The following is a 25069-nucleotide window of genomic DNA, read 5'->3' as shown; positions in this document are numbered from 1 at the left end:
TGTTTGTCTCCCAATTTTTTTATTTATTGCTCTCAATTTGTGCTTAACCTCGTTCGCTACGTTCTACTTGACGACGCTCTTTTTTGCTGCCAAGCGGACCGCGGCGTTTTTGTCCCTTAGGTGCCACGCGATAGCGTTTGTATTCTCTTTTGTGCCTGCTTGCAGGAGCGCGTTTTTTACGTTTGTAGCGTCCACGTGTTTTGCGACGATCGGTAAGATCTTGTCGTCGGCCAACACGGGTCTGATCATCATCATCTTCCTCTTCATGGCTGGTGCTACTCAATACCCGTTTTTGTGCGACTTTAGGACTTTCTTTTGCAGTTGTTGTGGTACTGTCATGAAAGCCATTAACAAACCAGTGACACTCTGACGGTGAAAGTGCGATAACAAAGTGAAAATCGCTGTCATTATCGGTAATGTCATGAACTCGATAGATATCGAATTGCCTGTTGAGGATAGGGCATACAAATTCTTTTCCATCGACGGTGCTTGATTTTGTATTTTCGCTGCTGCTAACGTGAGCAAGCATAAATGTATGATTTGATTTAAGTGGTGTGCCAAGAGGAGCAGGATTGTTTGGGTTACCATTTTGTGCGATCATGATCATGAAGTTATCACCTTCATCACCACGTCCATTTTTACCAAAGCAGCTTACTTCACCGCCAAATCCGGCAGGACTTGTGGATTCTTTGTCAGCGTGCAAATTCTTTTCCGAGTTGAAATGTTCAAGTCGTATGATGTCACCATGTTTGACTTCGCCTGAGCCGGCACCTTGCCCGTGAGCAGTTTTGACAACAAATACGCTGTTGCCTGTTTTGCCTGTGTAGCCCATCACTTGTTGATTGCCAGAGTCGTCCTCAAGCTCGTTGTACCCAAGACCATAAATTGAGTGCAGTTGAATGTTGCCATAGGCAAACTTAATGTAGATCTTATCGCCGTATTTTACGCTGCGTTCAGTCATTTCATTGCGGTCTTGCTCAGCAATGAGCGGATAAACTTCTTTAACTAGGTTTTCATAGCGTTCTTGTTCTGCTATTTCAACAATTTCAATACGTTCTTTTTCTATGATTGCTTTGGTAAGCGCTTTTTCTTTTTCAAGTTTTTCTTTTGCTTTTATGGTTTCTTGCAGAGCTTTTTCTTTTTCAGCGAGCGCTTTGTCTGCCTCTTGGTTTTTAATATCCTTGGCCTTCTCAGCGTCTGCTTGAATTTCGGCTATTGTTTTTTGTGCATTCTCTTGAGCCTTAAGAGCGTCTTTGAGCTTTTGTTTAAGGGCTGCTACTTCATCATCCGTTGCATCTTCTTGCTGCTCAAGCGCTTGCTCAGCCTCTTTTTGAGCTTTAAGTGCGTCATCTAATTTTTGGTTTTGTTCTGCAAGTGCATCTTGCGAAAGTTTGGTTAGGTCACGCAGTGTTTCTTGAATCTTTATGTATTCTTTTTTTGTTTCTTCTGTCTTCTTAATTTGATTTGCAAGTTCATCTTCGGCAGCCTGTGCTTTTTCAGCCATCTTTTCGCGATCTTTTTTTGCTTCAGCCAATTCTTCAAGTGCTTCCTGTAAATTATCTTGCAGTTCTTTCTTTTCTTCTGCGTCAGCATCTTTAGCGAGCTGTGTTGCTCTTTTGATACGTCGTGTGCGTTCAAGTTTTTCAATCATCGGGCGATTGTTGATTGTTTCTGGGTGAAACTGGGTAAGTTTCCAGCTATAAGGTGCATCAGCAGCTGCAATAATGTACTGATCACCAATGTCTTGAGAGGTTTCAGGGAAGAGTGTGAGAAATTTTTTGCCGCTTGTTTGTTCAATATCCTGGTTGCTGCTGGTTGGTTTGTGGAAGAGTACAAATCGGTCTTCGATATTCCAAACAGCTTTTGAGCGGTCAGCATCCAGGATGATGGTCCAGTTTCCATCGGTACCCTGTTCGCCAAAACAAAAGACCTGTTGGCCCAGGCTTTTAGGACTTGTAAACTCATTGCTTGAGTGGAGGAATTTTTTTGTCATGAGGTGACGAAGTCTGATTGTGGTTCCTTGTCTTATTGGACGTCCGAGGAGTTTGCTAACGTCTTTGCCGTATTCAGGCATGATAAGCCACCAGTTATTTTTACGTTTTTTTGCGCTACTCTGATCATCTTTGAGACCAACAACTTGTTGGCGGTCTGTGTCCTGGTAGTTTTGGTCATGGCCGTGCAGTGGTGCCTTTGGATCTTTAAAAGCTTCAAAGCTTATAATATCCCCGTATCGAACAACATCGTGTTCAAAAACAAGCTGCTCACTTTCAGCAGCTTGAGCAGTACTTGGTACAAGCCATGCCACGACGAGTGCAATCACCGCAATGCATTTTTTTGCATTAGTAATTAATTTTGAGTGATTCATAATGGGTCTCCTCCCCCCTAAGTGAGTTTAAATATTCATTATATAAGGCCTTTTCTATAAATATATAGGCCTTTTACTTAAAAATACCAGAGCGAGCTCTCGATAGTCAATTATTTATATTTGAAATTTATTGATATGTGACTGGTCTGTCGAATCTTGCCCGTGGTTCCAGGGTATTTTTTGGGGTGGGGGGTTAAAGGGGGAAGTGTTTGTGTGCAAAGCTCGTCACTCCGGCTCGGGGGCCGGTATGACGAGCTTTCTTATGTTAGCTGTGAAGCGTGAAAAATCTTTGGAGCAAGGTTGCCCCTGATCTAGACAGAGTACAGGCTTGGTGGCGACCCAGGGTAATGCGCTAGCATAGTCGAATGTCAAATAAGAAAAGAGCTTAGTAATCGGACCAATTAAGCAAAGGTGCCTTTTTTTGACGCAGAGATCGTTTATTTACGGTTTGTTTTTCTTTATACTGACGTGATATTGTTGTTATTGTTGTGAGGCGCCGATTTCAGGGAGTGTGTTTTATGAAGGTTGCATTTTTTAAGACGGCTGTGTGGCAGCTGATAATGCATGTTGATTTTGTTAGTAAGCTTATTCTGCTTGGACTTTTTATGTTATCAGTCTTTTGTGTGGCGATTGTCATATTTAAACTGGTTAATATGCAGCGGGATAAAAGAGATTTACAAGATGTTTTGGGCCGCATGAAGCGTGTTCGGACGATTAATGATGTCATAGCAATCAGCAAGGACCATCATGACAGCGTTGGCGGAAGATTTTTACACCATAATCTGACCGATCTTAAGCTTGTGCTTGACCAAGGTGGGGCAGATGCTGGCAAAGCTCAGCTGGCGACAAAAGACCTTGAGCAGCTTGGGACGATGGTTTCCCAGTCTGTTGATGTTGTTGTTATGGAGCAAGAGCAATATTTACCGGTGCTGAGTACCAGTGCTGCAGTTGCTCCTTTAGTTGGATTGTTTGGAACTATTTGGGGGCTGATTCATGCATTTGTTGATATTGCTCAAGAGCGTTCGGCAGATATTACTACGGTCGCACCGGGGATGGCCGAGGCATTAACCACAACACTTGCAGGGTTGATTGTTGCAATTCCAGCCATGATTGCGTTTCATTACTTTGCAAATGAGTTGCGTAAAATGGAATTTTACTTGGTTCAAATAGCAGATCGATTTTTGAATGTTGCGACAAAAGCATTCTTAAAGTAAGGAGAGGTCATGCGTTTTCGTAAAATTAAAATGAAGCGCGTTCACATGCCTGAGGTTTCCTTGACGCCGCTTATCGACACATTTGCTACTTTATTGGTGGTGTTTATAATCGCTGCACCCATGGTGCAGAACAGTATTAAGCTTGATTTGCCAGAAGGCAAGAGCAAGGAGGCCGAGCAGACGCAGGAACTTGTCGTGAGTTTGGACAAGGATGATGCACTCTTTTTTAATGGCACGCGCGTTGAGCGTAAAGAGTTGGTTGCTGGTGTGCAAAAGGCTTTGGAAGGTAAGCCGGATGCTCCTGTGTTTGTACAGGCTGACCAAGCGGTTGCGTATGGCAGGGTGATTGAATTGGTTGAAGAGCTTAAGCAGGCCCATGTTAAATACGTTGCTATGGCAACTCGTCAGCCGTCGGCGAATGCAGCTTAACGGTATTATTTGAAGAATTTTTTTACAAAGGAGTATGGGTATCTAGCAAGCACTGTCTTCCTGAACTTGTTTCAGGATCCAGAGATAGGAAAAATCATTATCTGGATGCTGAAATAAATTCAGCACGACACTGAGTAATCGCGACCTCATTTCTAAAAAATCTTAACGCTTGTTTTAACCCTAGCACATCGAACTTATGAAACTATTAATTGCCCGAAAATATCTGTACTACTCATTTGGCTTACATTGTTTTGTTACACTTGCACTTTTGTTGTGCGATACAAAAAGCAAGCATGTAAGCACATTTGTAGTGTTTGGGCAAAAGCGTGATCCAAACATGCTCGTTGAATTTGTGCCTCCACACAAGCCACCAAAACGTTTGCCCATTGTGCCGCCCAAAAAGAGTGAGCCCAAACAACCTGAAAAAAAGACGGTCAAGCAAGAGGTCAAGCAGCAAGTAAAAAAAACTGAACCTAAAAAACAAGCAAAGCCAGAGCCGAAGAAAAAAGAAACTAAGCCACCTGCAACAACGGTTAAAAAGCCAGAAGTGAAACAAGAAAAATCAAAGGCTGAGCAGCAAAAAAAACAGCCTGAAAAAACCAAGAAGGCTGAGCCTAAAAAAGTTGAAAAGCCAAAAGAGGAAACGGCTATTAAAAAAGAGCCAGTCATTGAAAAAAAAGTTGAAGAGCAGATGCCTGAAAAAATGAGTGTGCAGTCTACAGCTCAAACACCTGAAAATATGTATCACGCATGTGTGCAGCAGGAAGTGTCGCGGTTGTGGCGGCCACCAGTAGGTTTTGACAAGTCAGTCAAGTGCAGTGGTTTTTTTAGCATCGGTACTGATGGCAAAGTTCGTGAGTTTAAGTTGATTAGTTCTTCGGGTGTGCTCATTTATGATTTGAGCGTAACCAAGGTTGCTAAAAAGTTTGCATTCAATCGTATTTTGTGGGGCAAGTCATTTACTATTGATTTTGCACAGACATAAGAAAGAAAAGCGTGAAAAAAATATATAGTGTATTAAGTGCCGTTCTTATTTCATTGAGCTTACATGCACACGTTGATAAAGCGTTGCTCGTGCCAGACATTGCCGACAATGTGCAACTACAAGCGCAAGGCAATCAAGAGCATGAAAAAATAAATGTTCTTGCGTTGTGTGTTGGTAATAATCCATTTTTGTCACACATTGCAAAAGTTGTACGTGATGATTTTGAGCTAAGTGACCAACTTGCTGTTGATTTAAAAAAGACAACCAAACATCTAAGCTCAGATGTTGCAAAAAAACTTTTTGATCGTGGTACTTCGTTGTGTCTATACCTTGAACCAGTCAAAGAGAAAAAAGATCAAAAAATAACAGTGCGTGCGCTCATCAAAGATCTTGACTCAGACCAGACGGTATTTGACAAAAAATATGTATGCAAAAAAGAGACGTGGGTGCTTGATGCACACATGCTTGCGCATGAAATGATTCCTGTGCTGACCACCCAACAAATTCCAGTGCTCAGCACGCTAGCTTACTGTAAACAGGTGAGCAACAATCACAAGGTAGTCTGTATTTCAGACTATGCCTGTCATGTTGAAAAAACTGTTGTTGGTGCCAAGACAATTAATATTGCACCAAGTTGGCATTCGCAAGCACCGATGCTATTTTACTCACAGTTTACCAAAGTAAACAGTCGTTTAATGTCGTACGACTTACATTCAGGACAACACAAAATTGTTTGCTCCTATGACGGTATCACGATGCAACCATCATTTTCAAGCGATGGCTCTCAAGCGGTTTTGTGTTTATCTGGATCTGGCAATGCGCAGCTGTATTTGTACGACACACGTCTGTGTAATAAATTGCAAAAACGTGTGTTCAAACAGTTAACGCATAACAAGGGAAATAACTTTTCTCCATGCATGCTGCCTGATGGCAATGTCGTGTATTGCTCAGACGCACTCACTGGCAGCCCGCAAATTATGTATCTTGATATGAAAACAAACAAGCACAGCAAGCTTACCGATGGCAAGAGCATTTGCTCTTCACCGTCTTATTGTCAAAAAAATAATGCGATTGTGTACGCACGCCGTGTGGGTAAAACATTTCAGCTGTGCATGATGAGTTTGTCTGATGCTGAGCGCAAAGAAGTACAGTTGACCAGTGATGGGACTGACAAGGTTGAGCCGAGTTGGTCTGAGTGTGGGCGTTACATTGTGTTTGCCCAGCAGCATAGAGAAGGTCTGCACATTTTAGACAGCCAAATTGCTTTGTACAACCGTGCAAGTGGTAAAATCAAAACATTAACGGTGGGTAAAGAGCACAAGAGTTTTCCTCGTTGGACGAGCAAGCCACTGTATCACGTCTAGCTTTTGGGGAGTAGTACTGCTCCCCGTTTAATCAATCCCAAGATAATTGCCAGTCTGAAGTGGGAAAAGGATGAAAGAATAATATTATTGGATATTATATAATTGAATGAAAAGTTCGTAAGACAAAGAAAACCGCTTCTGCTGCGTGGTGCGTGCCAGGTGTGCAAGAAACACACGTGGCTCCATTCCAAAAAAATTACTTCAAATTAATTTTTGTAATAGGTAATAGAACAACCAAAAGCTACAGGTCCAAAATCACGATAATAAATCCAAGAATTAGCTTTCGCATAGGCTCGTAATAATTTAGATACAAGGGTCCATCCAAGAGCGAATCCGATGAGGAAGAGGGTAGTCTTTTTTAGATTGGAGAGTTCTTTAGAGGGTGCTGTTGGGGTTAATTCATTGGGGGTTTTACCATTTTCTAATTTTTGCGTGCTGTAATCCGGGGTGCAAGTCTCAGTACCAAAAACTGAGTGTGTTGAAAGTATTGCAATGAGCAATAAAATTTTTTTATTCATAATAATTTCCTACCAGTTATTGTTATTCATGCGCTGAAGCCGTATCTATAAGGTTTTAAAGTCTTTTGTAGAACGTTTTTACATTGCTTTAGATATCATAGCACTTGAGCCATTTATTGTAAAATGGTCAAGTTGGTTTATTTATATTGATATTTTTTATTCAGTTTTGAATTTATCAGAATGAGGCTAGTTATTATGGGGCAGCGATGCCCCATAATAATATTTACCCAAATGGTTTAAACACTTTGAATGCGACGTAGCCTGCAATACCGCTAAATGTTGTCCAGAGCAGGGCAGTTCTTAATGTATCCGAATGGCCTTGTTGATTGTGGGGAGCAACAACGTTGTGGATAGGCTGATCACTGTCGTTTGTTTCAATGACTGGACTTGTATTACTTTCTCTGTTGGGTGTGGAAGCAGCTCGTACATCCTCGTCGAGCAAGGAGGGTTGTAGATTTTGAGCAATCTGCGCGAATGTCGTATTGTCCAGTGCATTGATGTCAGCGCCGTTTGTGATGAGAAATTGGGCGATTTTTATGTTGGTGTGGGTGGTTGTTAGTGCAGTATAATGCAGAGGAGTTTTGCCATGGTTGCTTCTTGCGTTGATGTCAGCACCGTTTTGGATGAAAAGTTGAGAGGTTTCTGTATTGTCGGCAAGAAATGCAATGTTATGCAGAGGGGTGCAGCCATGGTTGTTTTTTGCGTTGATGTTAGCGCCGTTTTGGATGAGAAGTTGAGTGGTTTCTGTATTGTCGGGGTTGTTGATTACAGCCGCATGCAGAGGCGTCCAGCCCTCACCATCTTTTGCATTGACGTTAGCACCATTGTTAATGAGGAGTTCGGCCATTTGAGTGTGATTATTCAAAGCAGCTCTACTCAGAGGGGTGTTGCCTTGAGCGTCTTTTGCATTGACGTCAGCGTCTTGAGTGATGAGATCTTCTGCTGTTGTTGTGGTGATGTTGGTAAAAAGTTGATTGTCGATAGCTTGATAATAATGTTGAAGCTGAGTATATAAGTCCGTTTGAGAAGTTACAAAAGTGGGTATTTGTTTATCATTCTTTTTTCTTGCCTGATACCATGCAGACAGTACACCGCGTGCAAATTGTTGTAGTTCATCGTTGTTATTGGTGATTATGTTGCATGGGGTATCTTGGCAAAAGCTTGCATCTTGATATTTACACACCAACCACAAGTAGCCTTTGCCTTTATGGCTAAGATTTTCATCGTGTAACAGGCCTCGGTAGTTATCTAGAAGGTCTTGGTTGGTTAAAAGTTGTCGTGTATGGGCAAAGATAATGAGCTCAACTTTTTTGTTGCTGTCTGTGGTTTGTTCAATTACTTGCTTGGTGAACAGGGTAATATCAAAAATGTTGCCTGTGACTTGCTCGAGCTGAATGAGATTGCTGAGTTTTTGTATTGGTGTAAAGCCTATGTGTACAAGCATTTTATTTACGATGGCAGTAACGCGCTGTTTTTCTACTTCAGGGAGTACTTTGTTTTGCGTAACCAAGTGCATTGCCTGAAGCTGCTTGATGAGCTTTTGAAAAGCATATGGTGGATGTTGTGTGACAGCAGTATTGCACAGCAGGTTTACTTGGGCGAGTGAGCCGAGTGATTTTGTATCAAGATGCGACATGACCTCCCCCATCATTTCTTTTGTGAGTTCGCTTAAGTAGTCAGTCTCTTGAGCTTGCTCAGTCTCTTCGGTTTGTGTGTTGTTAGTTGGGGTGTAGGTGCTCTCAGCACCAAAAACTGAGTGTGTTGAAAGTATTGCAATGAGCAATAAGGTAGCTTTATTCATAATAACCTCCATAGTTATTGTGACTCGTGCCCTGAGCGGGAGTTCTTAGGTGTTTTGGCGTCTGTAGGGCGCGTTTTTTATATTACTTTAGGTATGGTAACACGCGTAGTAGGTATTGTCAAATGGTCAATTTATTAAGTATTCGAGAGTAGATACCAGTATCTTCCTGTAGGTTCGTTTTAGTGGTCTATGAGGGCAGGTTCTTGCTAGCTCAGGAAATATTAACATTTGTAAGCAAAAGCGCCTCTTTTTCTATTCCTTTGAAAAGTCACCTCATAAAAGGTTAGAGTTTTAATAAATACAGGGCCCAAACTAGTCAGAGAGGCTGATTTTTATTAGAATAATAGGATCGTTTATTTGCTAAGCAAGATTGTTTATTAAAAAATTATGAGATAGGTACAGATTATGATGAATCGCAATATGCGCAGAGGCGGTGGCTTTGGTGGCCGCGGGCCGAATGCAGTCTGGTTGCTTTTGGCGATGGTATGTTTGGGGTTGGCGTATCTTTTTTGGTACAACAGCATAAATCGTGAAGTTAGCCATATCAATTATACAACGCTAATGCAGCACGTTAAAGATGGCGATGTTAAGATGGTGGTCATTCAAGACCAGCACGTACAGGGTAAGTTCAAAGACGACAAGATGTTTGAGGCCTATGTTGCCCCAACACAAAAGTTTTGGAACTTGCTTGAGGACCGTGGTGTTAATATTGAGGTCGTGCCACTGGAAAAACAGTCATACGGGCACTATTTCTTGTTTTCCATTTTTATGCTGTTTGTATTGCTCTTTTTCTTATACTTCAGGCATTCACAAGGTGGCGCTGGTGGCGGCGGCAAAATCTTTAATGTTGGCCGCAGCAAAGCGCGCTTCTTTTCACCCAACTCAATTAATGTAACGTTTAAAGATGTTGCAGGTGTTGAGGAGGTTAAAGAAGACTTGCTCGATATTATCGACTTTCTTAAAAGTCCAGAGCGATTTACGCGAATTGGGGCAAAAATACCGCGTGGTATTTTGCTAACTGGTGCGCCTGGTAATGGTAAAACATTGCTAGCAAAAGCGGTTGCGGGTGAAGCACACTGTCCGTTTTTTAGTATCAGTGGCTCGGATTTTGTGGAAGTGTTTGTTGGTGTTGGTGCATCACGCGTGCGCGACTTGTTTAAACAAGCACGACAAAATTCACCCTGCATTGTTTTTATTGACGAAATTGATGCTGTCGGTCGTCAGCGTGGTATTGGCATGGGTGGCGGCAACGACGAGCGCGAGCAAACACTTAACCAGCTGCTTGCAGAAATGGATGGCTTTACCACAGAGGCTGGTTCAGTCATTGTCCTTGCAGCAACCAACCGTCCAGATGTGTTGGACAAAGCATTGCTTCGTCCGGGACGTTTTGACCGAACCATTGAAGTGCCATTTCCAGATTTGATTTGTCGTACGCAAATTTTAAATGTGCATGCACGTAAGGTGAAGCTGCATGATCAGGTTGATCTTGAAAAAATTGCACGAGGTACTGCAGGGTTTTCTGGTGCTGACCTTGAAAACTTAATTAATGAAGCGGCATTGCTTGCATCAAAAGAACATGAAACGACCGTTCAGATGAGACATTTTGAAGTTGCGCGTGACAAAATCATGCTTGGTGCAGAGCGTAGAACAATCAAGTTTACTCAAGAAGACAAAGAGATGACTGCATACCATGAAGCAGGGCATACAATGTTGACCCTGTTGCAGCAAAAAACTGATCCGCTGCATAAGGTGACGATTGTTCCTCGTGGACGAGCGCTTGGTGTTTCATGGTCATTGCCTGAGCGTGATAAATATTCACAAACGCAGAGTGAAATGGAGGCACGCATTGTTGTTTGCCTTGGCGGGTTGCTTGCCGAGCAAATGATTTTTAATGATCAAACCAGTGGTGTTTCAAACGATCTTGAAAAGGCGACAAAGATTGCACGCACCATGGTATCTCGTTATGGTATGTCTGCATTGGGTCCAATTGAATATAATATTTCAAGTGAGCATCCATATCTTGGTCGGGACATCCAATCGGGGCGTGAATTTTCTGAAAGCACTATGCAACGTATCGATAAGGAAGTAGAAAAGATTATTACCATGTGTTACGAGCGTGGTAAAAAATTACTGACAGAAAATCGAGACAAGCTTGAGACGTTAGCTAAGGCGTTGCTTGAAAAAGAAACGCTACATGCAGCTGAAGTGTATGAACTGCTTGGCATTGAGCCGCGTCAGTCACATTCGTTTCATGATGACGATCAGTCGCCGTCTGAGGAGCAGGGTAATGATGTTGATGTGCCATCAGATGATGAAGTGCAAGGTCAAGGAAGTGGTGCGGTATAAAGCTTTTTACGCATTGCATCTTTAAAAAACATAAATTCCTGCTAGACTAATTTGATAAACGCTGAAAATTATTCTCTTAATGGCTAAAGGATGTTACAAATGGCAAATATTTGCAAAATTTGCGACAAAAGACCACGCGTTGCCAATTTGGTCAGTAACGCAAATAATAAAGTGAAACGTTGGGTATATCCAAATGTTCACACAATGCGTTTCAAGCTTAAAGGGCAATCAAGCGTCCAACGTGGAGGCGTTTGCACCAAGTGTGTAAAAGGTGGTAAAGTCGAAAAAGTTGTTTAACAATAGATTTGTTTACTGAGGTATTTGATACATGGCTAATATTAAGTCAGCAAGAAAACGTGCGCGTCAAACTGAGAAGAAACGTTTAGTTAATGTTGCACGTAAATCTGATCTTAAAACATTTACCAAAAAAGTTTTGGCAGCGGTTGAGGACAACAATGCCGAACTTGCGCGTGAATTGTTTAAAGTAACTGAGTCAAAAATTGCGCGCGCAAAAGGTAAGGGTCTTTTGAAGGGCAATACTGCAAGCCGTAAAATTAGCAGACTTGCAAAAAAGGTTGCACGCTTAGAAGGTCAAGCGAGCGCATAATTTTTTTTAATACGTGAAATTTGGGTAAGATGTGTGTGGGCGCATCTTGTGATTGGGCGAACAAACATAAAAGGGGCTCTGCATGAAAAAAGCAGGCGAGCTGGTTGTCGTTGTTGAATGTGTTGAACAGGCACTACGTTTTTATACAGACAAACTTGCATTTGATGTAGTTGATATTGACATTAAGCAATCGGAATACGAAAAAGCACATGTTGTGTCAGCGCGTCTAAAAAAAGGGAAGTGCTTTGTTACATTCAAAAGCCCGAGTGTAGAAGAACTTGCCGAGTTTAGTTTTATCAAACGATGTGCTGGGCGTTGTATTTCGATAACCATTGAAATACGTACTGGGCTTGGGAAATATTTTGATCGTTGCTGTAAGCGTGACATCAAGGTTATTCGTGAGCTTGAGCACGATGATGAAATGTCTTCTTTTACAATCAAAGATCCTTTTGGACTTAAAGTAACATTTTTTCAGCCACGCGAAGTGAGCAAGCAACAGTCAGTTGTTTTTTTAGGTGGTGTTTATTCTCGTGACGATTTGCGTTTGTCTACTGAGCAAGAGAACAGGCTTCACGAGCAAATTGTAGACAGGATAAAACCATTTGGTTTACTGAGGCGAACGGCTAGAAAGTTTGTAAAGAAAAAGTTTAAGCAGATGCGAGAAGCATTGCGATAAAAAAGCCCCTGGCAAAACCAGGGGCTTTTTTATATTTTATCGTGTTAGCCTTGGTAGCATTGGACGGGCACTTGTTCCCGGGCGTGTTGTTGTTGGGCGTGGTTGAGGGAGCATACGCTGACGAGTCTGACGCCCTGGTAATGTTGGTAGCGCTGATCGAGAAGGTGTTAGTGGTACTGGGCTAGGTTGCGCTGGTATTGCTGGTCGAGGTGCCATAGGAGATGGTGCTGCTGGTATTGCAGGTCGAACAGGAGCAGGGGCCACCGGAGTTACGGTTGGCGTAATTGGTTGTGGTTGTGTTACGGCGGGTGTTGCCAGAGCGCTCGGAGCAGCTGCCTGTGTTGTCACGATTTCGACCGATTTGTAGGTAACTGGAAATTTACTAAAGTTACCAAATCCTACGTATTGAATGTTTGGAACGGGGCTTGGGTCACGCCATTCGGTTACCTGTGTATTTTGTCCACCTTGCTTTATCGTCCAAGGGATTGTTTGTCCATTTCGTACCAAAGTGATTTTTCCGTTATCAAAAGTAACGGTATAGGTGCCAGAGCCCATGCCGGGAGCCTTGGCAAGGATAGGGTAGCGATCTTCAGTCCCAGGAATTTTACCAAGTCCTTTGCCCAGTACAGATATCGGACCTTTTTTAGTGCGAAGACCAAAGATGAGATGGTACATTTGACCTTGTGTGCTTTGCATTTGCGGTGAGAGCGCGACGTGTACACCACCTTTTGAAGCATCGACTTCAAAGGTCACCGAACGTTTGTTTTGTGCGTAATCAAATTTCCATTCAGGTCTATATAAAATCTTTTTGTCAAAAGTAAATGATCCAGCTGTGGCACCTACCGGTGCTGCTATTGAAGGGGCTGGTTGAACGAGTGGGGCAGGCATGGCCGGCCTGATTGGAGCTGGTTGGGAAACAGCCGCAGGTACGGCGCCTTGGGGTGCCATGGGGCTAGCGGCGGGTACCCCCATTACCGGTGATGGTGCTACTGGTTTTGGCAAAACCGGTGCAGGGGCAGGGGTGTTAGCGGGGGCGCTCATTGGTGATGGTGCTTGCATAGGAGGTTGCATCACTGGTTGTGGTACTGGTGGCGTTGCTGTCACTGGAGCCGGTACCATTGCATTCGCACTGCTTAGGCAAAATAGTAATATTGTAAGCAATATAATACTTGGTCGATATTGTTTCATCTTGTGTCTCCTTTTTTTAACAAAGCTTCATTTGTCGCAGTTTAGACATAAAGGAGACAGAAAAATCAACAGTTCTTGTAAAGTACAATTTTTTTATCGTTGGCCACGAGTACGGCGCACTGGAGTTGTGGGTTTTGCTTGTTTTTGTTGCAAGATGCTTGTGTCCTGTTGATCTTGGCGTGGCCCAGCTTCTGGGAGTGCTTGTCTGAAACTTGTTTGCTGTAGCGCTTTTTGTTCTCTCGTTACAATCTCAGGTAGTTGTCTATCTCGTTCTCGAAGCATTTCACTTCCAACTTGACGAATGGCGCGCTCTGTTTCTGGTTCAGCAGCGGCGCGTCTACGAGTACGTGTAGGACGTGGACGACGACCTCGCGCTCGTTCTACTGTTTCTAATTCTGGTTCGGGAGTGCTTGCAGGTTCTTCTATGACTGATTCATCTGGGATAAATGGAGCGATGGCTTGCTGTGCTTGATCTATTCCGCTGTCTATTGCTTGATTGATTTGCTCAGAGAGTGGTTGGCTGATACTGTCAATTGCTTTCTTTCTGATTGTATCAATAGTTGTTTGGTTTATTATTTGTGGTAGTGCGGGGTCCAAGAGTTGAGTATTAAGCTCATCACTAATTATTTGTTCCAGCATAGGTTTGATGCTTGATTCAACTGCTGGCGCGAGGCTGTCTAGCTTGTCGTAGAGCGCATTAAATTGATCTTGCAATTGATTTTGTTCTGCTGGGAGTTTATTGGTTATAGCACCGTCTGTGGCAGTGTTAACCGTTGTGCCCAAATTGTTAATTCTGTTTCTTAGTTCGTTGAGCTCTTTGGTGAGTTGACTAAGTTCTTGTGCGCTGGCTTCTTCAGGTGTTGGCACTACTTTCCATTGAGGATCTTGTGGATTATTTGTTTGTGAGGCGACTCTTCTTCCTTCAGGAGTTATTCCCCAAATTTCATTATTGGTTGGATCAAAGTGAATTTCAGTCAACTGTCCTGAAATGATACGCCAGTTGGTGCCTTGAGGGAGCTGATCAGTTATACCTTGTCGTGTATAAATATTTGCTGCACCGTCCACACCCCAGACATTGTCAGGATTTGCAATAAGTGCTGCAAGTTTTTGTTCTGGAATCGAGAGCCATACATTGTCCAGCCCTTTGAAAAATACTTCACGATTTCCATTGTCGTCAGCTTGCGTACTCAATGCCCATGTGTTGTTGCGTCCGTCAATGATCCATTCTGCTGGTGATGGTAGCAGGCTATTGATTCGTTCTTGTTCTGCTTGTGTGTGTGCCTTTTGCTCAGCTTGAGAAAGCAGTGTCCATTGTGGGGTGTCTGCGTCATCAGTTTGTGAGAAAATAATTTGATTATTGAGATTGTTTCCGCCAAAGTGTGGGTTGTTTTGGAATGTAATAATCGAAATGTCCTTGAGTTTACCGGAAACCGGTAGCCACTCGGTTCCTTGCGTTTGAGCAGGTCCTATATCAGCACGTGCAAAAATAGTATTGTTTGCGTCAACGCCCCATACTTGTCCATCTGTTGGATGAACTGCCAATCCTATTAAGCCTCCATTAACCTTTATCCATTTGTTGCCACCTTGAGGTTTAAAGAAGATTTCCTTGTTGCCAGGATTGTCAGGATCATCATTTTTGCTGAGAGCCCATGTATTGCCGTTTGGATCAGTTTGCTCGTTTTGTAGCGGCGGGATACTTGGTCGCCAATCAGGATTTTGTGGATTATTGGTTTGTGAAATAACTTCTTCACCATCAGGAGTTATCCCCCAAATTTCGTTGTTGGTTGGATCAAAATGAATTTCGGTTAGTTGGCCAGGAACAACGAGCCAATTGGTTCCTTGTGGGAGTTGATCAGTTATACCTTGTCGTGTATAAATATTTGCTGTGCTGTCGATCCCCCAAACATTGGTAGTATCTGCAACAAGTGCTGCAAGTTTTTGTCCGTCAAGGGCTGTCCACATGTTATTAGTGCCTTTGAAGAAGATTTCTCGGTTATCATTGTCGTCAGCTTGCATACTGAGTGCCCATGCATTATTGCGTCCGTCAATGACCCACTCAGCAGGCGGTGGCAGTAGGCTACTGATTCTCTCTAGTTCTGCATTGTTGAGTGCCTCTTGTTCTGCTTGGGAAAGTTGTGTCCATTCAGGATTTTGTGCATTATCGGTTTGTGAGAAGATTATTCGATCGTTGATATCAGTACCACCAAAATGTGGTTCATTTTGGAATGTGATGATTGAAATATCTTTAAGTTTGCCAAACACTGTTGTCCAACCTGTACCAGAGCGGTCTGCAGAACTTATGCCTTCTCGAGCAAAAATATCGTTGTTTGCGTTAACGCCCCAGACTTGTCCACCTGTTGGATGAATGGCAATATCAATTAAGTTTCCACTAAGTTTATTCCACTGATCACTGTCTTGCGATTGAAAGAAAATTTCTTTGTTGCCTGGAGAGTCAGGAGAGTCACCTTGGCTGAGTGCCCACTTGTTGCCGTTTGGATCTGTTTGTGGAGGTTGCAGAGGTGGAACGACGGGACGCCACTCAGGATTTTGTGGATTGTTTGTTGGCGTGTAAATTTTATTACCCTCAGGTGTAGTACCAACAATGTTATTATTTTTATCTAGTTCTATATCAACAAATTTTCTAGGGATTGTTCCCCATCCGGTACCTGTTGGATTTTGTGTTGTTATGCCTTCGCGGTAGAAAGTGTCACCGTTATTATTAATACCCCACACTTGAGCATTTGGTGTTACTACAAGTTTTTTGAGCGGTGTTTTACCTACTTCAGTCCAACCATCTGGTAGCTCATAAAATACTCGTTTGTCACCGGGGTAGCCTGGGTAGTCTGCTTGACTGAGCTCCCACGGACGAGTATCTGATTGTTGTAGTGGCGGTAATATTTCAAGCCATACCGGATTTTGTAGATCATCGTTTGCAAGGTAGATCTCTTTACCTTCTGGAGTGGTACCAAAAATAATGCCATCGTTATCAATATCGATCGTGGTTAGTTTGCCAGGAACTTGTTTCCAGTTAGTACCTTTAAGGTTTTCTGGCGTTATACCTTCTCGGGTAAATACGTTGCTATTGTTATCAACGCCCCAAACTTGATTATTGTTGCCAACGCTCATTTGAGAAAGTGTTCCATCTATTTCTGTCCATAGATTATTGTTTTCTTTAAAGAAGATACGTTTGTTACCTGGCTGAGCAGGGTGGTCATCTCGGCTCAGTGCCCAACGATTGTTAACTGGATTAAGGTATGGTATCCAGGCTGGATTTTGTGGTGTGCCGGTTTGAGAGTAAACACCTTGTTGATCAGGCGTTATACCTGCGACTAGGTTTTTGTCTTGCTCAAAATTAATTTGCTCAAGTGCGCCAGGTATTTGAGTCCATGTTGTTCCTTGAGGTGTTTGGTCGGTTATACCATCACGGGTGTAGACCGTGCTATTACCGGTAATGGCCCAAAGGTTTCCATTATTGTCGACAATCAGATTCTTGAGAGGAGTGTCAGGCAATGCTTGCCATAGTTGTCCGGCGTGTTGAAAGAATACCTCTCTGTTTCCAGTTGAATCTTGTTGTGTGCTGAGCGCCCAATTGTTGCCACGTGTGTCGGGAATCCATTCGGTGGCAGGTGGCAACAGATCATTGATGCGTTTTTGTTCAGCTTCTTGTGCTGCTTGTTGTTGTGCTTGTTTGAGTTCAATCCATGCTGGATTATTAGGAGCATCGGTTTGTGAGAATATGCTTTGGTCGTTAAGGTTAGTTCCCCCAAAATGTGGCATGGTACCAAATGTAATTATTTCAATAGTTTTAAGTTTGCCCTGGATTGTGGACCAGCTTGTTCCTGCTGGGTTTTGTGCTGTTATACCATTACGGGCGAGAATATCATTGTTTGCATTAATACCCCAAATTTGTCCGCTTGTTGGGTGAATTGCAAGAGCTGTTAAGCTTCCTTCAATTTTATTCCATTCATCGCTGTCTTGATGCTTAAAGAATATTTGTTTATTGCCAGGATTGCTAGGATCATCATCTTCACTCAGTACCCATGTAGAGCCAGTTGTAGGATCTGTAATAGGTGTTTGCAATGGAGGGAGCAGGAGCGTTGGTTTTGTTGCAGCTATTATAGAGATGTCTTTGAATTCAACAGGATTTTGCAAACCACCAAGACCAACATTGGTAAGATTTTGTACCGGTGACTGGTCTTGATATCTGAAGAATTCATTTTCGCCAGGAATGACACCTCGGCCTACAACAATTGTATCATCATAGACGGTGACCCAGTATGGGATAAAGACGTTTTGATTATCGATTAATGCTTCTTGGTTGTTAGTACTCTGAAGTCTGTTGCTGGTACCGTCAGTGATAAAGGTGCTTGTGTTATTGTCACCACCAATGCTTAGTTGGTACATGTTGCCAGGAAGTGTTCGGTCAATTGGACTTAAGCCGATGGCAATGCTGGCTTGTGCCTTTGCTTTGAAGAGTACGTTACCACGGCTTGGCTGCGGTAGGCCCCATTCGGGTTTGAATGTTAATGAGCCAGGAGTTTGTTTATCAGGATCATAATTATGCAAGCTATCGGCTGGTACCCAGTTAGGATTTGTAAAATTACCATTAAAGATGATTGTGTCACCGTCAGGCGTTATTCCTGTTACAAAGCCGTCCGGATTAATGGTACATACGGTGCAAATACCAGGTGTTTGAATCCAGTCCGTTCCTTTAGGATTTTGTTCAGTTACACCATTGCGATAGAAAATTTGGTTGTTTATATTTGTTCCCCAGACTTGGCCTCCAGGTCCAACAGAAATTTGTTTGAGAGCTCCATCAACCTCGCTCCACGAAGTATCTTGTTCTTGGAAGAAAATTCGTTTGTCGCCCGGTGATTGTGGATGGTCAGCAATGCTTAGAGCCCATGTGTGGCCGTCAGGGCCAGTAACAGGACTTTGCAGCGGTGGTGTTAAATTTCTCCATGCTGGATCAATAGGGTTGTTGGTGATTGAGTACACATCTTGACCTTCTGGGGTTGTCCCGTTGATGGTGCCGTTACCGTCAAGACGAATGTCAGCGAGTTTTCCTGGAACAACAACCCAATCAGTGCCTAATGGATTTTGTTGTGTTATACCGTCGCGGAAATAGATTTCATGTTCGCTATTAATTCCCCAAACATCACCATTAGGTCTGAGCACAAGTTGTTTGAGCGTGCCGCCGACTTCAACCCACTTATCGCCGAGGTTATAAAAAATTCGTTTTTCGCCAGGAACAAGCGGGTGATCAGCCTGGCTAAGTTCCCATGGGCGGGTATTTGATTGTTGAAGTGCTGGTAGTACTTCAAGCCACAGTGGATTTGCGAGGTCTTCGTTTGCCAAAAACACGCCTTTATTTGCAAGTGTTTTGCCGTATACAATGCCATCGTTGCCAACGGCGATTTCTGATAGCTGCCCAGGAACTTGTAACCAACTTGACCCTTTAAGGTTTTGTGGAGTAATTTCTTGACGAGTGAAGACATTGCCATTGGCCTGTATGCCCCATACCTCGTTGTTTGGGCTAACGCTGATTTGGGACAAAGCTCCCTCGACCAGATTCCATAAGCCGTTATTTTCTTTGAAGAAAGTGTATTTATTATTTAGAGAATTTTTATGATCAACATCACTCAGAGTCCAGCGGCCATCGGGTGTTTGTAGGAATGGTATCCACGCAGGATTATTTGGATCACTGGTTTGAGAGATAACATCCTCATCAAATTCGTTAATACCGATGAATTGATTATTTTGGCTATCAAATAAAATATCTTTGAGATTGCCGGGAACAACGATCCAGCCTGATCCTGCAGTGTTTTGTGCAGTTATGCCGTCACGAGAGAAAAGGGTGTTAGTGCTATTGATACCCCATACTTGTCCGTTAGTACCGACGGCCAGTTTTTTTAATGCTCCATCAATTTCAATCCATTGATCAGGTAGTTTGTGGAAAATTCGTTTATTACCAGGGAACTCTGTATGGTCGTTAACACTCAAAGCCCATGTGTGTCCTTGTGGACCAACAACATATGGTTCTTGAAGTGGTGGAACAACATTTCGCCATTGTGGATTATTCGGATCGTTAGTTAATGAGAATATATTATCGCCCAGTTGGTTTGTTCCAATAATGGTGTCCTGTTGATTAACCCCAATACTTGTTAGTGAGCCTGCAACTGGTTTCCAGCTTGAACCCATCGGGTTTTGAGTGTTTACTCCCTCTCTAAAGTAGATGCTGTTGTCATTTTTTATTGCCCAAACATGGCCATTGCTTCTCCGTGCTAGCTGCTTCATAGCGCCTTCAATTTCTATCCAGCCGTTTTGTGTATTGAAAAATACTCGTTTATTACCGGTAAAGAGTGGATGATCATCAATGCTCAATTCCCATGGACGTGTATCAGATTGCTGCAGTGGTGGTAATAGTAACATCCATGAAGGATTGCCAGGGTCATCGGTAGGTGAAAAATACACTTTATTTGCAGAGTCAGTACCAGCAAAGTGATTGTCTTGATTGATTGCAATTTGCGTTAGATTACCAGGTACACCGGCCCATGAGTTCCCTTGTGGATTTCCGCTTGTTACATTAAGACGTGCAAAGATTGAACCGTCTTTATTTATAGCCCAAACCTGGTCTTTTTGTGGATGTGCTGCAAGCATGGTAATCGCACCTGCGATAGGTTCCCAATTTTCTTGACCGGCTTTCCTAAAGTATAATTCTTTGTTGCCAGCAGATTGCGGATGGTCGGTATCGGTAGTACCCCAGGTGTTGCCGTGGCGGTCAATAATCCATTGGCCTTCTGGCTGTAGTTTTTCTCTAATTTGCTGTTGTTCAAAAAGAGCTCTGCCTTCATTGGTAATAAAGTATTGTTGTATTGGGGCATCTTTAGCCCCGACGCTATATGCTAGTGCCCACGCGTCGGTTCCTCCTGGGCCCCACCACCAACGGTAGTCAATAACGTGTAGATATTTTTGTGTTGCTTTGTGGCGCAGTGTAACTTCAGCTGCTTTGTTCCAATATGAGTAGCTGTTGTCTTTAACAATTAGCTCCCAGTTATCATTGCTATCTCTATTTGGATAGCCTGTTACCTCTTGTAGTTTTATTGATGGTGGTGTGTCGGAACTCCAGGTGTTTCTGTCTGCGTGCGAGTGCAAGAATAAATTTGTTGGAATACTTTTTAGCCTGATAGTATCACCAGCTCTTACTGCTTGACCCAGGCGTGCATTATCACCTTCTTCGTGTGATGCAAGAACCGTAAACTCTGAAAGATTTGTTGCGCTTTCCCAGCCATAAGCAACTTGTTGATCTTTGTACCATGGGTTTACTTCGCCAGAACCAGTTGCAATAACAACAAGTGAATTAGGTTTACCTTTTGTCAGGTTTGCCACAGAACTGTGTATGCCAAGTACAACCTTGTCTCCATATTTAATTGATTGAGCTTGTTCTTGCGGGGAAATTTCAGGTACAATTTCAAGTGGTTGGCCAAAGGTTATATTGGTGAATTCCACAGTTGTGGCGCCCTTACCTCCAAAACCAACTTGCAGGATGTTGTTTGCAAAATTTGCATCTTTGTGTGTGATGAGCGGTGCATTGCCAGGAGATCCTTTACCTGCGCGTAATGTACCGTCTGGTTCTACGGAAATCCAGTAGTCCTCAAAAGCATTTGCGTTGTTGATACGTGCGTTTGCAGAGTTGTTAAATTCAATTGGTGCACTGTCGATGTTATTTTTGTAAAGACCACTTAGTGTATTATTACTAGCTCCAAAGTTGAAGAAGTAGGTTGCTCCATCATAGTCGGGTGGGATATCACCCTGAGTAAAGCTAGACAGTCCTGGTGCAATGCTGACAATTATATTGTTAGCAGCTTTTGCGCGGAAGGTAATTGAGCCAGATCCTTGCACTGGTAGTTTCCAGTTAGGGTGATACTTAAGATCTGCTTTTTCCCAAATTGTTTGAGTATTTGGAGCACGAGTATATTTGGTTAAGTCAGTGATTTTAGGGGGATTGGTGAGCGGAGCGACTCGAATGTTATCAAATTCAACACGAGCATCCCAACCACCAAGACCAAAATAGTTGACAGTATGTGGGTATGGATCTTGATGCCACAAAATAATTTCTTCAGGTATTCCTGGACTGGTTCCTTTCCCAACGAGGATAAATTGCTGATCTACGATAATCCAGAAGTCATTCCAAATGTCGCCTTGTCCACTTGGCTTACCGCCTTCTAAAACTGCTTGAGGAAATTGTGACGCATTTACGGGACTTAAAAACGGTGGGACGACTTTTTGCTTTTTAAGGTAGGAGGCTGCATTGTTGTTTGCGCCAACTAAAATTTCATACATCTGTCCATGGGTGTTGTTTTTGTCTGGTCCAAGATTGACGTGCAAGTCATTTAATCCTCGAGCACGGAATTGAATAATACCACGATTTGCTTCAGGCAATTTCCATGCATCGCGATATGTTTTATTATCGTATTTATTTGGCGTGCTTGCAGGGTCATAGAGAAAGTATTTGTCAGGATCTGGCGGAGGCAAAGTTTGTGTTTGTATTGTTCCTGGATAACCGCCAGCACTGATAACGGTAAGTGGTGATGGTGCACCTCCCACACCAGTAAATGAAGGAGAGCCAGGCGTTGGGTCTTTTGCAATAAAGATTTGATTACTTCTATTAATCAGCCAGAGATTGTTGTTAGGTGATACTGACATAAGTGATGAGTTCATGCCGGTAAAGTAGTTACTCCATGATGTGCCCAGAGGGTTTGATGGAGTAATGCCCAAGCGTGCAGATGCTTGAAATACGGTGTTAATGGTCCAGAGTTGTCCCTGTGGGCCAACGGCAAGATCGGCTGAGACGTTAAAGCCGTCAGTAACAGTTTGCCAACCGGTACCACCAGGGCTGCTTGTGGTGACTCCTGTTCTGTATACCGGTCTAAAGCCTGTACCTGCCTCTTGGTTAGAGTCGGTTGCCCAAACGGCACCATTCGCGCCTACAGCAAAACGATAGGCATTTACATTGCCGTCTGTGATTTTTGTCCATCCATTACCCGTAGGATTTTGTTCGGTAATTCCCGTGCGGTAAAAAAGTTCTCCTAGGTAGGTTTTGCACCAGAGTTGTCCTTCTAGGCCAGCACCGATTTGCATGATATTGCCACCGTCAACTAGAGTCCAGCTGGTACCTTTTGGGTTTTCAGGTGTAATGCCAGTACGGTAATAGGGGACGGGGCTAGAAGTTCTTGTAGTAGCCCATACTTCTCCACGGGGACTGACGTTGATCCATCGGGCTTGTAGGCCCGGGATTTCAGTCCAACTTGTACCTTCAGGTTTTGTTGCAGTTACACCTTCTCTAAACCAGACTTTACCATCAGATTCAGATACAGCCCACACATTGTCGGTAGGATTTACTGGGGTAGGTGCAGGTTGTGGTTCAGGTGCTGGCTGTGGTGCGGGTTGTGGTTCAGGTGGAGTTGAAAGTCCTGTGGTTGGTGTTGCTTTGAAAAAGGGAAAATATTGTTCCTTTTGTGCGTTTTCTATAAACGTCCAAGCTGCGTTGTATTGCTGGCCGAGTTGGTTGGTATACTTTGTTCCCGGAAAGTAGAAAAAATCACGAATGGGAGATGGTGTTCTGATAGCAATGCGGTCATAATTTTTGAGCCATGGTATGTTTTGTTGATCTGATGTATCAATGTGTTGTCCATTTTGCATGCTATCAATTACAATACTTAAAGTAGGATTTCCATCATCAAGCGTGGCGTTGCTACCATTGTAACAGAGGAATTTTCCAGTATTTTTGTGTCTGAGATAAAACTGATGAGCATGCTTTACTACTCCAGTCTGTCCGCTTGTTGGAAGAATTGTCCAGATATCGTTGCTTGTTTTTGTAGTGCTGCCAAATGGTTTTCCTTCCGCAGATGCGGAGATAGCAACTTCTGCTGTGGGATATGTTGACCAAACAAGACGGATGTCCTGACCGTATTGTATTTCATCGCTAGGATATGAAGGTCCGGGTACATAGCCCGCTGGCATGCCGCCACCACTAACTTTTGTCAGTGAGCCGTCTATTTGTTGCCATGCCATATTATTCATATCGGCCGTTTCAGATACCCATATGGAGTTATCATTTTTGACCATCCATACTTGGTTGCTTCGAGTTACCCCAACAAATTTTGCACCAGTAGCACATGCTTGCCAGCCAGTACCTTTAACATCTTTTTGTTGGCCTGTTATACCTGTTCTAGCGACAACTTCGTTGCTCGCGTTTATACCCCACGGTTGACCATTAGGGCCAACTGCGATTTGCTTGATTTCATAACTTTCTACAGGAGACCAAGTTGTGCCTGGCTGGGTTGTGGTGTTGCCCCAATGTCGATAAACAACGCCGGGATACGATCCGGTTGCCCAAACGCTGTTGTATGTATCTGAGCCTGCATCAATATATTTAAAATATGGGTTTACATGTTGCCATGATGTTCCTTTAGGGTTACCTGATGTTATGCCTTGACGGAAAAATAAATTGTCACTGTTGTTAACGCCCCATAATTGTCCTCCAAGGCCTGTTGCCAGCAGAGCTAAACCACCATCAACTCTTGACCAACTAGTTCCTTTGGGGTTAGATGCAGTGATCCCTTCACGGTAATAAACTTGATGTCCTCCTTCAACTGCAGTCGTATTTAGTGCCCATACTCTTCCATCAGGTCCTACTGTGATATTGCTTGCTAAAAGTCCAGTGACTTCAGACCATGACGTGCCGGTTGGATTAGCGTTACTAATACCCTCACGAAAATATACTTTATTAGTCGGTCCTATACCCCATACGTTACCATAAATGGTGCCAGATGTTGGAGCAGGCACTGGCTGGGGAGCAGGCGCTGGTGCAGGTGCAGCCGGCGGTAAAGCAGCTTCAGTGCTAAGCCATGGAAATGTTCCAAATGGATTAGCGCCGTAGCCATGATGATAGTTTGTGATAATATATTTTTTGGGATCGCTTGAAGAATAAAGTGAGTTTGATATTCCGAGTCTATAGGCAGATTGGTTTCCACCAGGAGAAAGTAAAAAACGCTTTGTGCTGTCAAGAGCGTTGCTGCCTCCGTCGCTATAAACAAACCAGTTGAATGTTGAGCTTTGCAGTCTTACTTCAAAAAAGAAGCCAGGAAGACCGAAGTTGAGTTGATTGGCTTGGTTTTCTGCAAGATATTTTCCGGTTGATTCATGTTTAAGTATAATGTTTCCTGTCGTTACGGCTTGGCCAACAGTTCCTCCTTCAATAATCCAGTTGTCGCTTGCAGTAGATGTTGCCTCGCTAGCAAATGCTTTTGAGTCTGATGAACCGCTGAGATATACCTTTCCGCTGCCAGATGTGTTAGTTTTACTTGAGAAGTGTATTCTTACTCGATCGCCATATTTTATACTTGCTGCGTTTGTAGTTCCATGCAGCGTAAATAGTAAAAAAGCAATCGACCAGAACACTGTCGATTGTATTTTTACTACAATCGTGCCTCCGATCGACTGCTTCATTTTTTACTCCCCCCCTCAGGTAGTAACTAAATTAAAATCTATTTTTTTAAATGAGTTATTTAACT

The 25069-nt window shown here is 43.1% G+C and carries 13 protein-coding genes; 8 read left to right on the top strand and 5 right to left on the bottom strand.

Translation table 11 applies throughout. The features are described 5' to 3' along the window. Window positions 1-43 precede the first annotated feature (43 nt). Window positions 44-2365, bottom strand: a complete 2322-nt coding sequence (locus H6679_00370; GenBank protein MCB9492710.1) for a hypothetical protein — start codon at window positions 2363-2365, stop codon at window positions 44-46. A gap of 518 nt (window positions 2366-2883) precedes the next feature. On the opposite strand from H6679_00370, the gene H6679_00365 reads away from it, so the two are divergent. The 4 genes from H6679_00365 to H6679_00350 all read left to right on the top strand — a co-directional run bounded on the left by H6679_00365 (window position 2884) and on the right by H6679_00350 (window position 6357). Beyond that, on the top strand, window positions 2884-3579 hold the full coding sequence (locus H6679_00365) for a MotA/TolQ/ExbB proton channel family protein (GenBank protein ID MCB9492709.1): 696 nt from the start codon (window positions 2884-2886) through the stop codon (window positions 3577-3579). A 9-nt stretch (window positions 3580-3588) separates the two neighbouring features. Beyond that, window positions 3589-4008: a biopolymer transporter ExbD gene (locus H6679_00360; protein MCB9492708.1), complete on the top strand. Its 420-nt coding sequence runs from the start codon at window positions 3589-3591 to the stop codon at window positions 4006-4008. 196 nt (window positions 4009-4204) lie between these two features. After that, window positions 4205-4993 carry a hypothetical protein gene (locus H6679_00355; protein ID MCB9492707.1) on the top strand — a complete coding sequence of 263 codons (789 nt, stop codon included), beginning with the start codon at window positions 4205-4207 and terminating at the stop codon, window positions 4991-4993. Between the two features lie 11 nt (window positions 4994-5004). Then, window positions 5005-6357, top strand: coding sequence for a hypothetical protein (locus H6679_00350; protein ID MCB9492706.1), 1353 nt, complete (start codon window positions 5005-5007; stop codon window positions 6355-6357). 206 nt (window positions 6358-6563) lie between these two features. On the opposite strand, the gene H6679_00345 is transcribed toward H6679_00350, so the two are convergent. Together H6679_00345 and H6679_00340 are read right to left on the bottom strand one after the other, a co-directional pair. After that, a complete protein-coding gene (locus H6679_00345; GenBank protein ID MCB9492705.1) occupies window positions 6564-6875 on the bottom strand; it encodes a hypothetical protein in 312 nt (103 codons plus the stop codon). 223 nt (window positions 6876-7098) lie between these two features. Further along, the gene (locus H6679_00340) at window positions 7099-8676 is read right to left on the bottom strand and encodes an ankyrin repeat domain-containing protein (GenBank protein MCB9492704.1); all 1578 of its coding nucleotides are present in this window, start codon (window positions 8674-8676) and stop codon (window positions 7099-7101) included. 420 nt (window positions 8677-9096) lie between these two features. Here H6679_00340 and hflB point away from each other — a divergent pair, with 420 nt between their 5' ends. The 4 genes from hflB to H6679_00320 all read left to right on the top strand — a co-directional run bounded on the left by hflB (window position 9097) and on the right by H6679_00320 (window position 12305). After that, window positions 9097-11022 carry an ATP-dependent zinc metalloprotease FtsH gene (hflB, locus tag H6679_00335; protein ID MCB9492703.1) on the top strand — a complete coding sequence of 642 codons (1926 nt, stop codon included), beginning with the start codon at window positions 9097-9099 and terminating at the stop codon, window positions 11020-11022. Window positions 11023-11121: 99 nt separating this feature from the next. Beyond that, on the top strand, window positions 11122-11319 hold the full coding sequence (gene rpmB, locus H6679_00330; protein ID MCB9492702.1) for a 50S ribosomal protein L28: 198 nt from the start codon (window positions 11122-11124) through the stop codon (window positions 11317-11319). 31 nt (window positions 11320-11350) lie between these two features. After that, window positions 11351-11629: a 30S ribosomal protein S20 gene (rpsT, locus tag H6679_00325; GenBank protein MCB9492701.1), complete on the top strand. Its 279-nt coding sequence runs from the start codon at window positions 11351-11353 to the stop codon at window positions 11627-11629. Between the two features lie 82 nt (window positions 11630-11711). After that, entirely contained in the window at window positions 11712-12305 is a 594-nt protein-coding gene (locus tag H6679_00320) for a VOC family protein (protein ID MCB9492700.1), read from the top strand. Window positions 12306-12341: 36 nt separating this feature from the next. On the opposite strand, the gene H6679_00315 is transcribed toward H6679_00320, so the two are convergent. Both H6679_00315 and H6679_00310 read right to left on the bottom strand, forming a co-directional pair. Then, a complete protein-coding gene (locus H6679_00315) occupies window positions 12342-13493 on the bottom strand; it encodes a hypothetical protein (protein MCB9492699.1) in 1152 nt (383 codons plus the stop codon). A 93-nt stretch (window positions 13494-13586) separates the two neighbouring features. Continuing rightward, window positions 13587-25004 (bottom strand): hypothetical protein, encoded by an 11418-nt coding sequence (locus H6679_00310; protein ID MCB9492698.1) that lies wholly within the window; start codon window positions 25002-25004, stop codon window positions 13587-13589. Window positions 25005-25069: the final 65 nt, after the last annotated feature.

The organism is Campylobacterota bacterium (assembly GCA_020633995.1).
GTDB lineage: Bacteria > Babelota > Babeliae > Babelales > RVW-14 > JACKCO01.
The sequence above is the reverse complement of the archived record's forward strand: the minus strand, read 5'-3'. Positions and strand labels throughout refer to the sequence as shown.

Bases quoted from the DNA above. Each gene is read 5' to 3' on its own strand.
- H6679_00370 (MCB9492710.1), bottom strand. From the start codon at position 2,365: ATGAATCACTCAAAATTAATTACTAATGCAAAAAAATGCATTGCGGTG.
- H6679_00365 (MCB9492709.1), top strand. From the start codon at position 2,884: ATGAAGGTTGCATTTTTTAAGACGGCTGTGTGGCAGCTGATAATGCAT.
- H6679_00360 (MCB9492708.1), top strand. From the start codon at position 3,589: ATGCGTTTTCGTAAAATTAAAATGAAGCGCGTTCACATGCCTGAGGTT.
- H6679_00355 (MCB9492707.1), top strand. From the start codon at position 4,205: ATGAAACTATTAATTGCCCGAAAATATCTGTACTACTCATTTGGCTTA.
- H6679_00345 (MCB9492705.1), bottom strand. From the start codon at position 6,875: ATGAATAAAAAAATTTTATTGCTCATTGCAATACTTTCAACACACTCA.
- H6679_00340 (MCB9492704.1), bottom strand. From the start codon at position 8,676: ATGAATAAAGCTACCTTATTGCTCATTGCAATACTTTCAACACACTCA.
- hflB (MCB9492703.1), top strand. From the start codon at position 9,097: ATGCGCAGAGGCGGTGGCTTTGGTGGCCGCGGGCCGAATGCAGTCTGG.
- rpmB (MCB9492702.1), top strand. From the start codon at position 11,122: ATGGCAAATATTTGCAAAATTTGCGACAAAAGACCACGCGTTGCCAAT.
- rpsT (MCB9492701.1), top strand. From the start codon at position 11,351: ATGGCTAATATTAAGTCAGCAAGAAAACGTGCGCGTCAAACTGAGAAG.
- H6679_00320 (MCB9492700.1), top strand. From the start codon at position 11,712: ATGAAAAAAGCAGGCGAGCTGGTTGTCGTTGTTGAATGTGTTGAACAG.
- H6679_00315 (MCB9492699.1), bottom strand. From the start codon at position 13,493: ATGAAACAATATCGACCAAGTATTATATTGCTTACAATATTACTATTT.
- H6679_00310 (MCB9492698.1), bottom strand. From the start codon at position 25,004: ATGAAGCAGTCGATCGGAGGCACGATTGTAGTAAAAATACAATCGACA.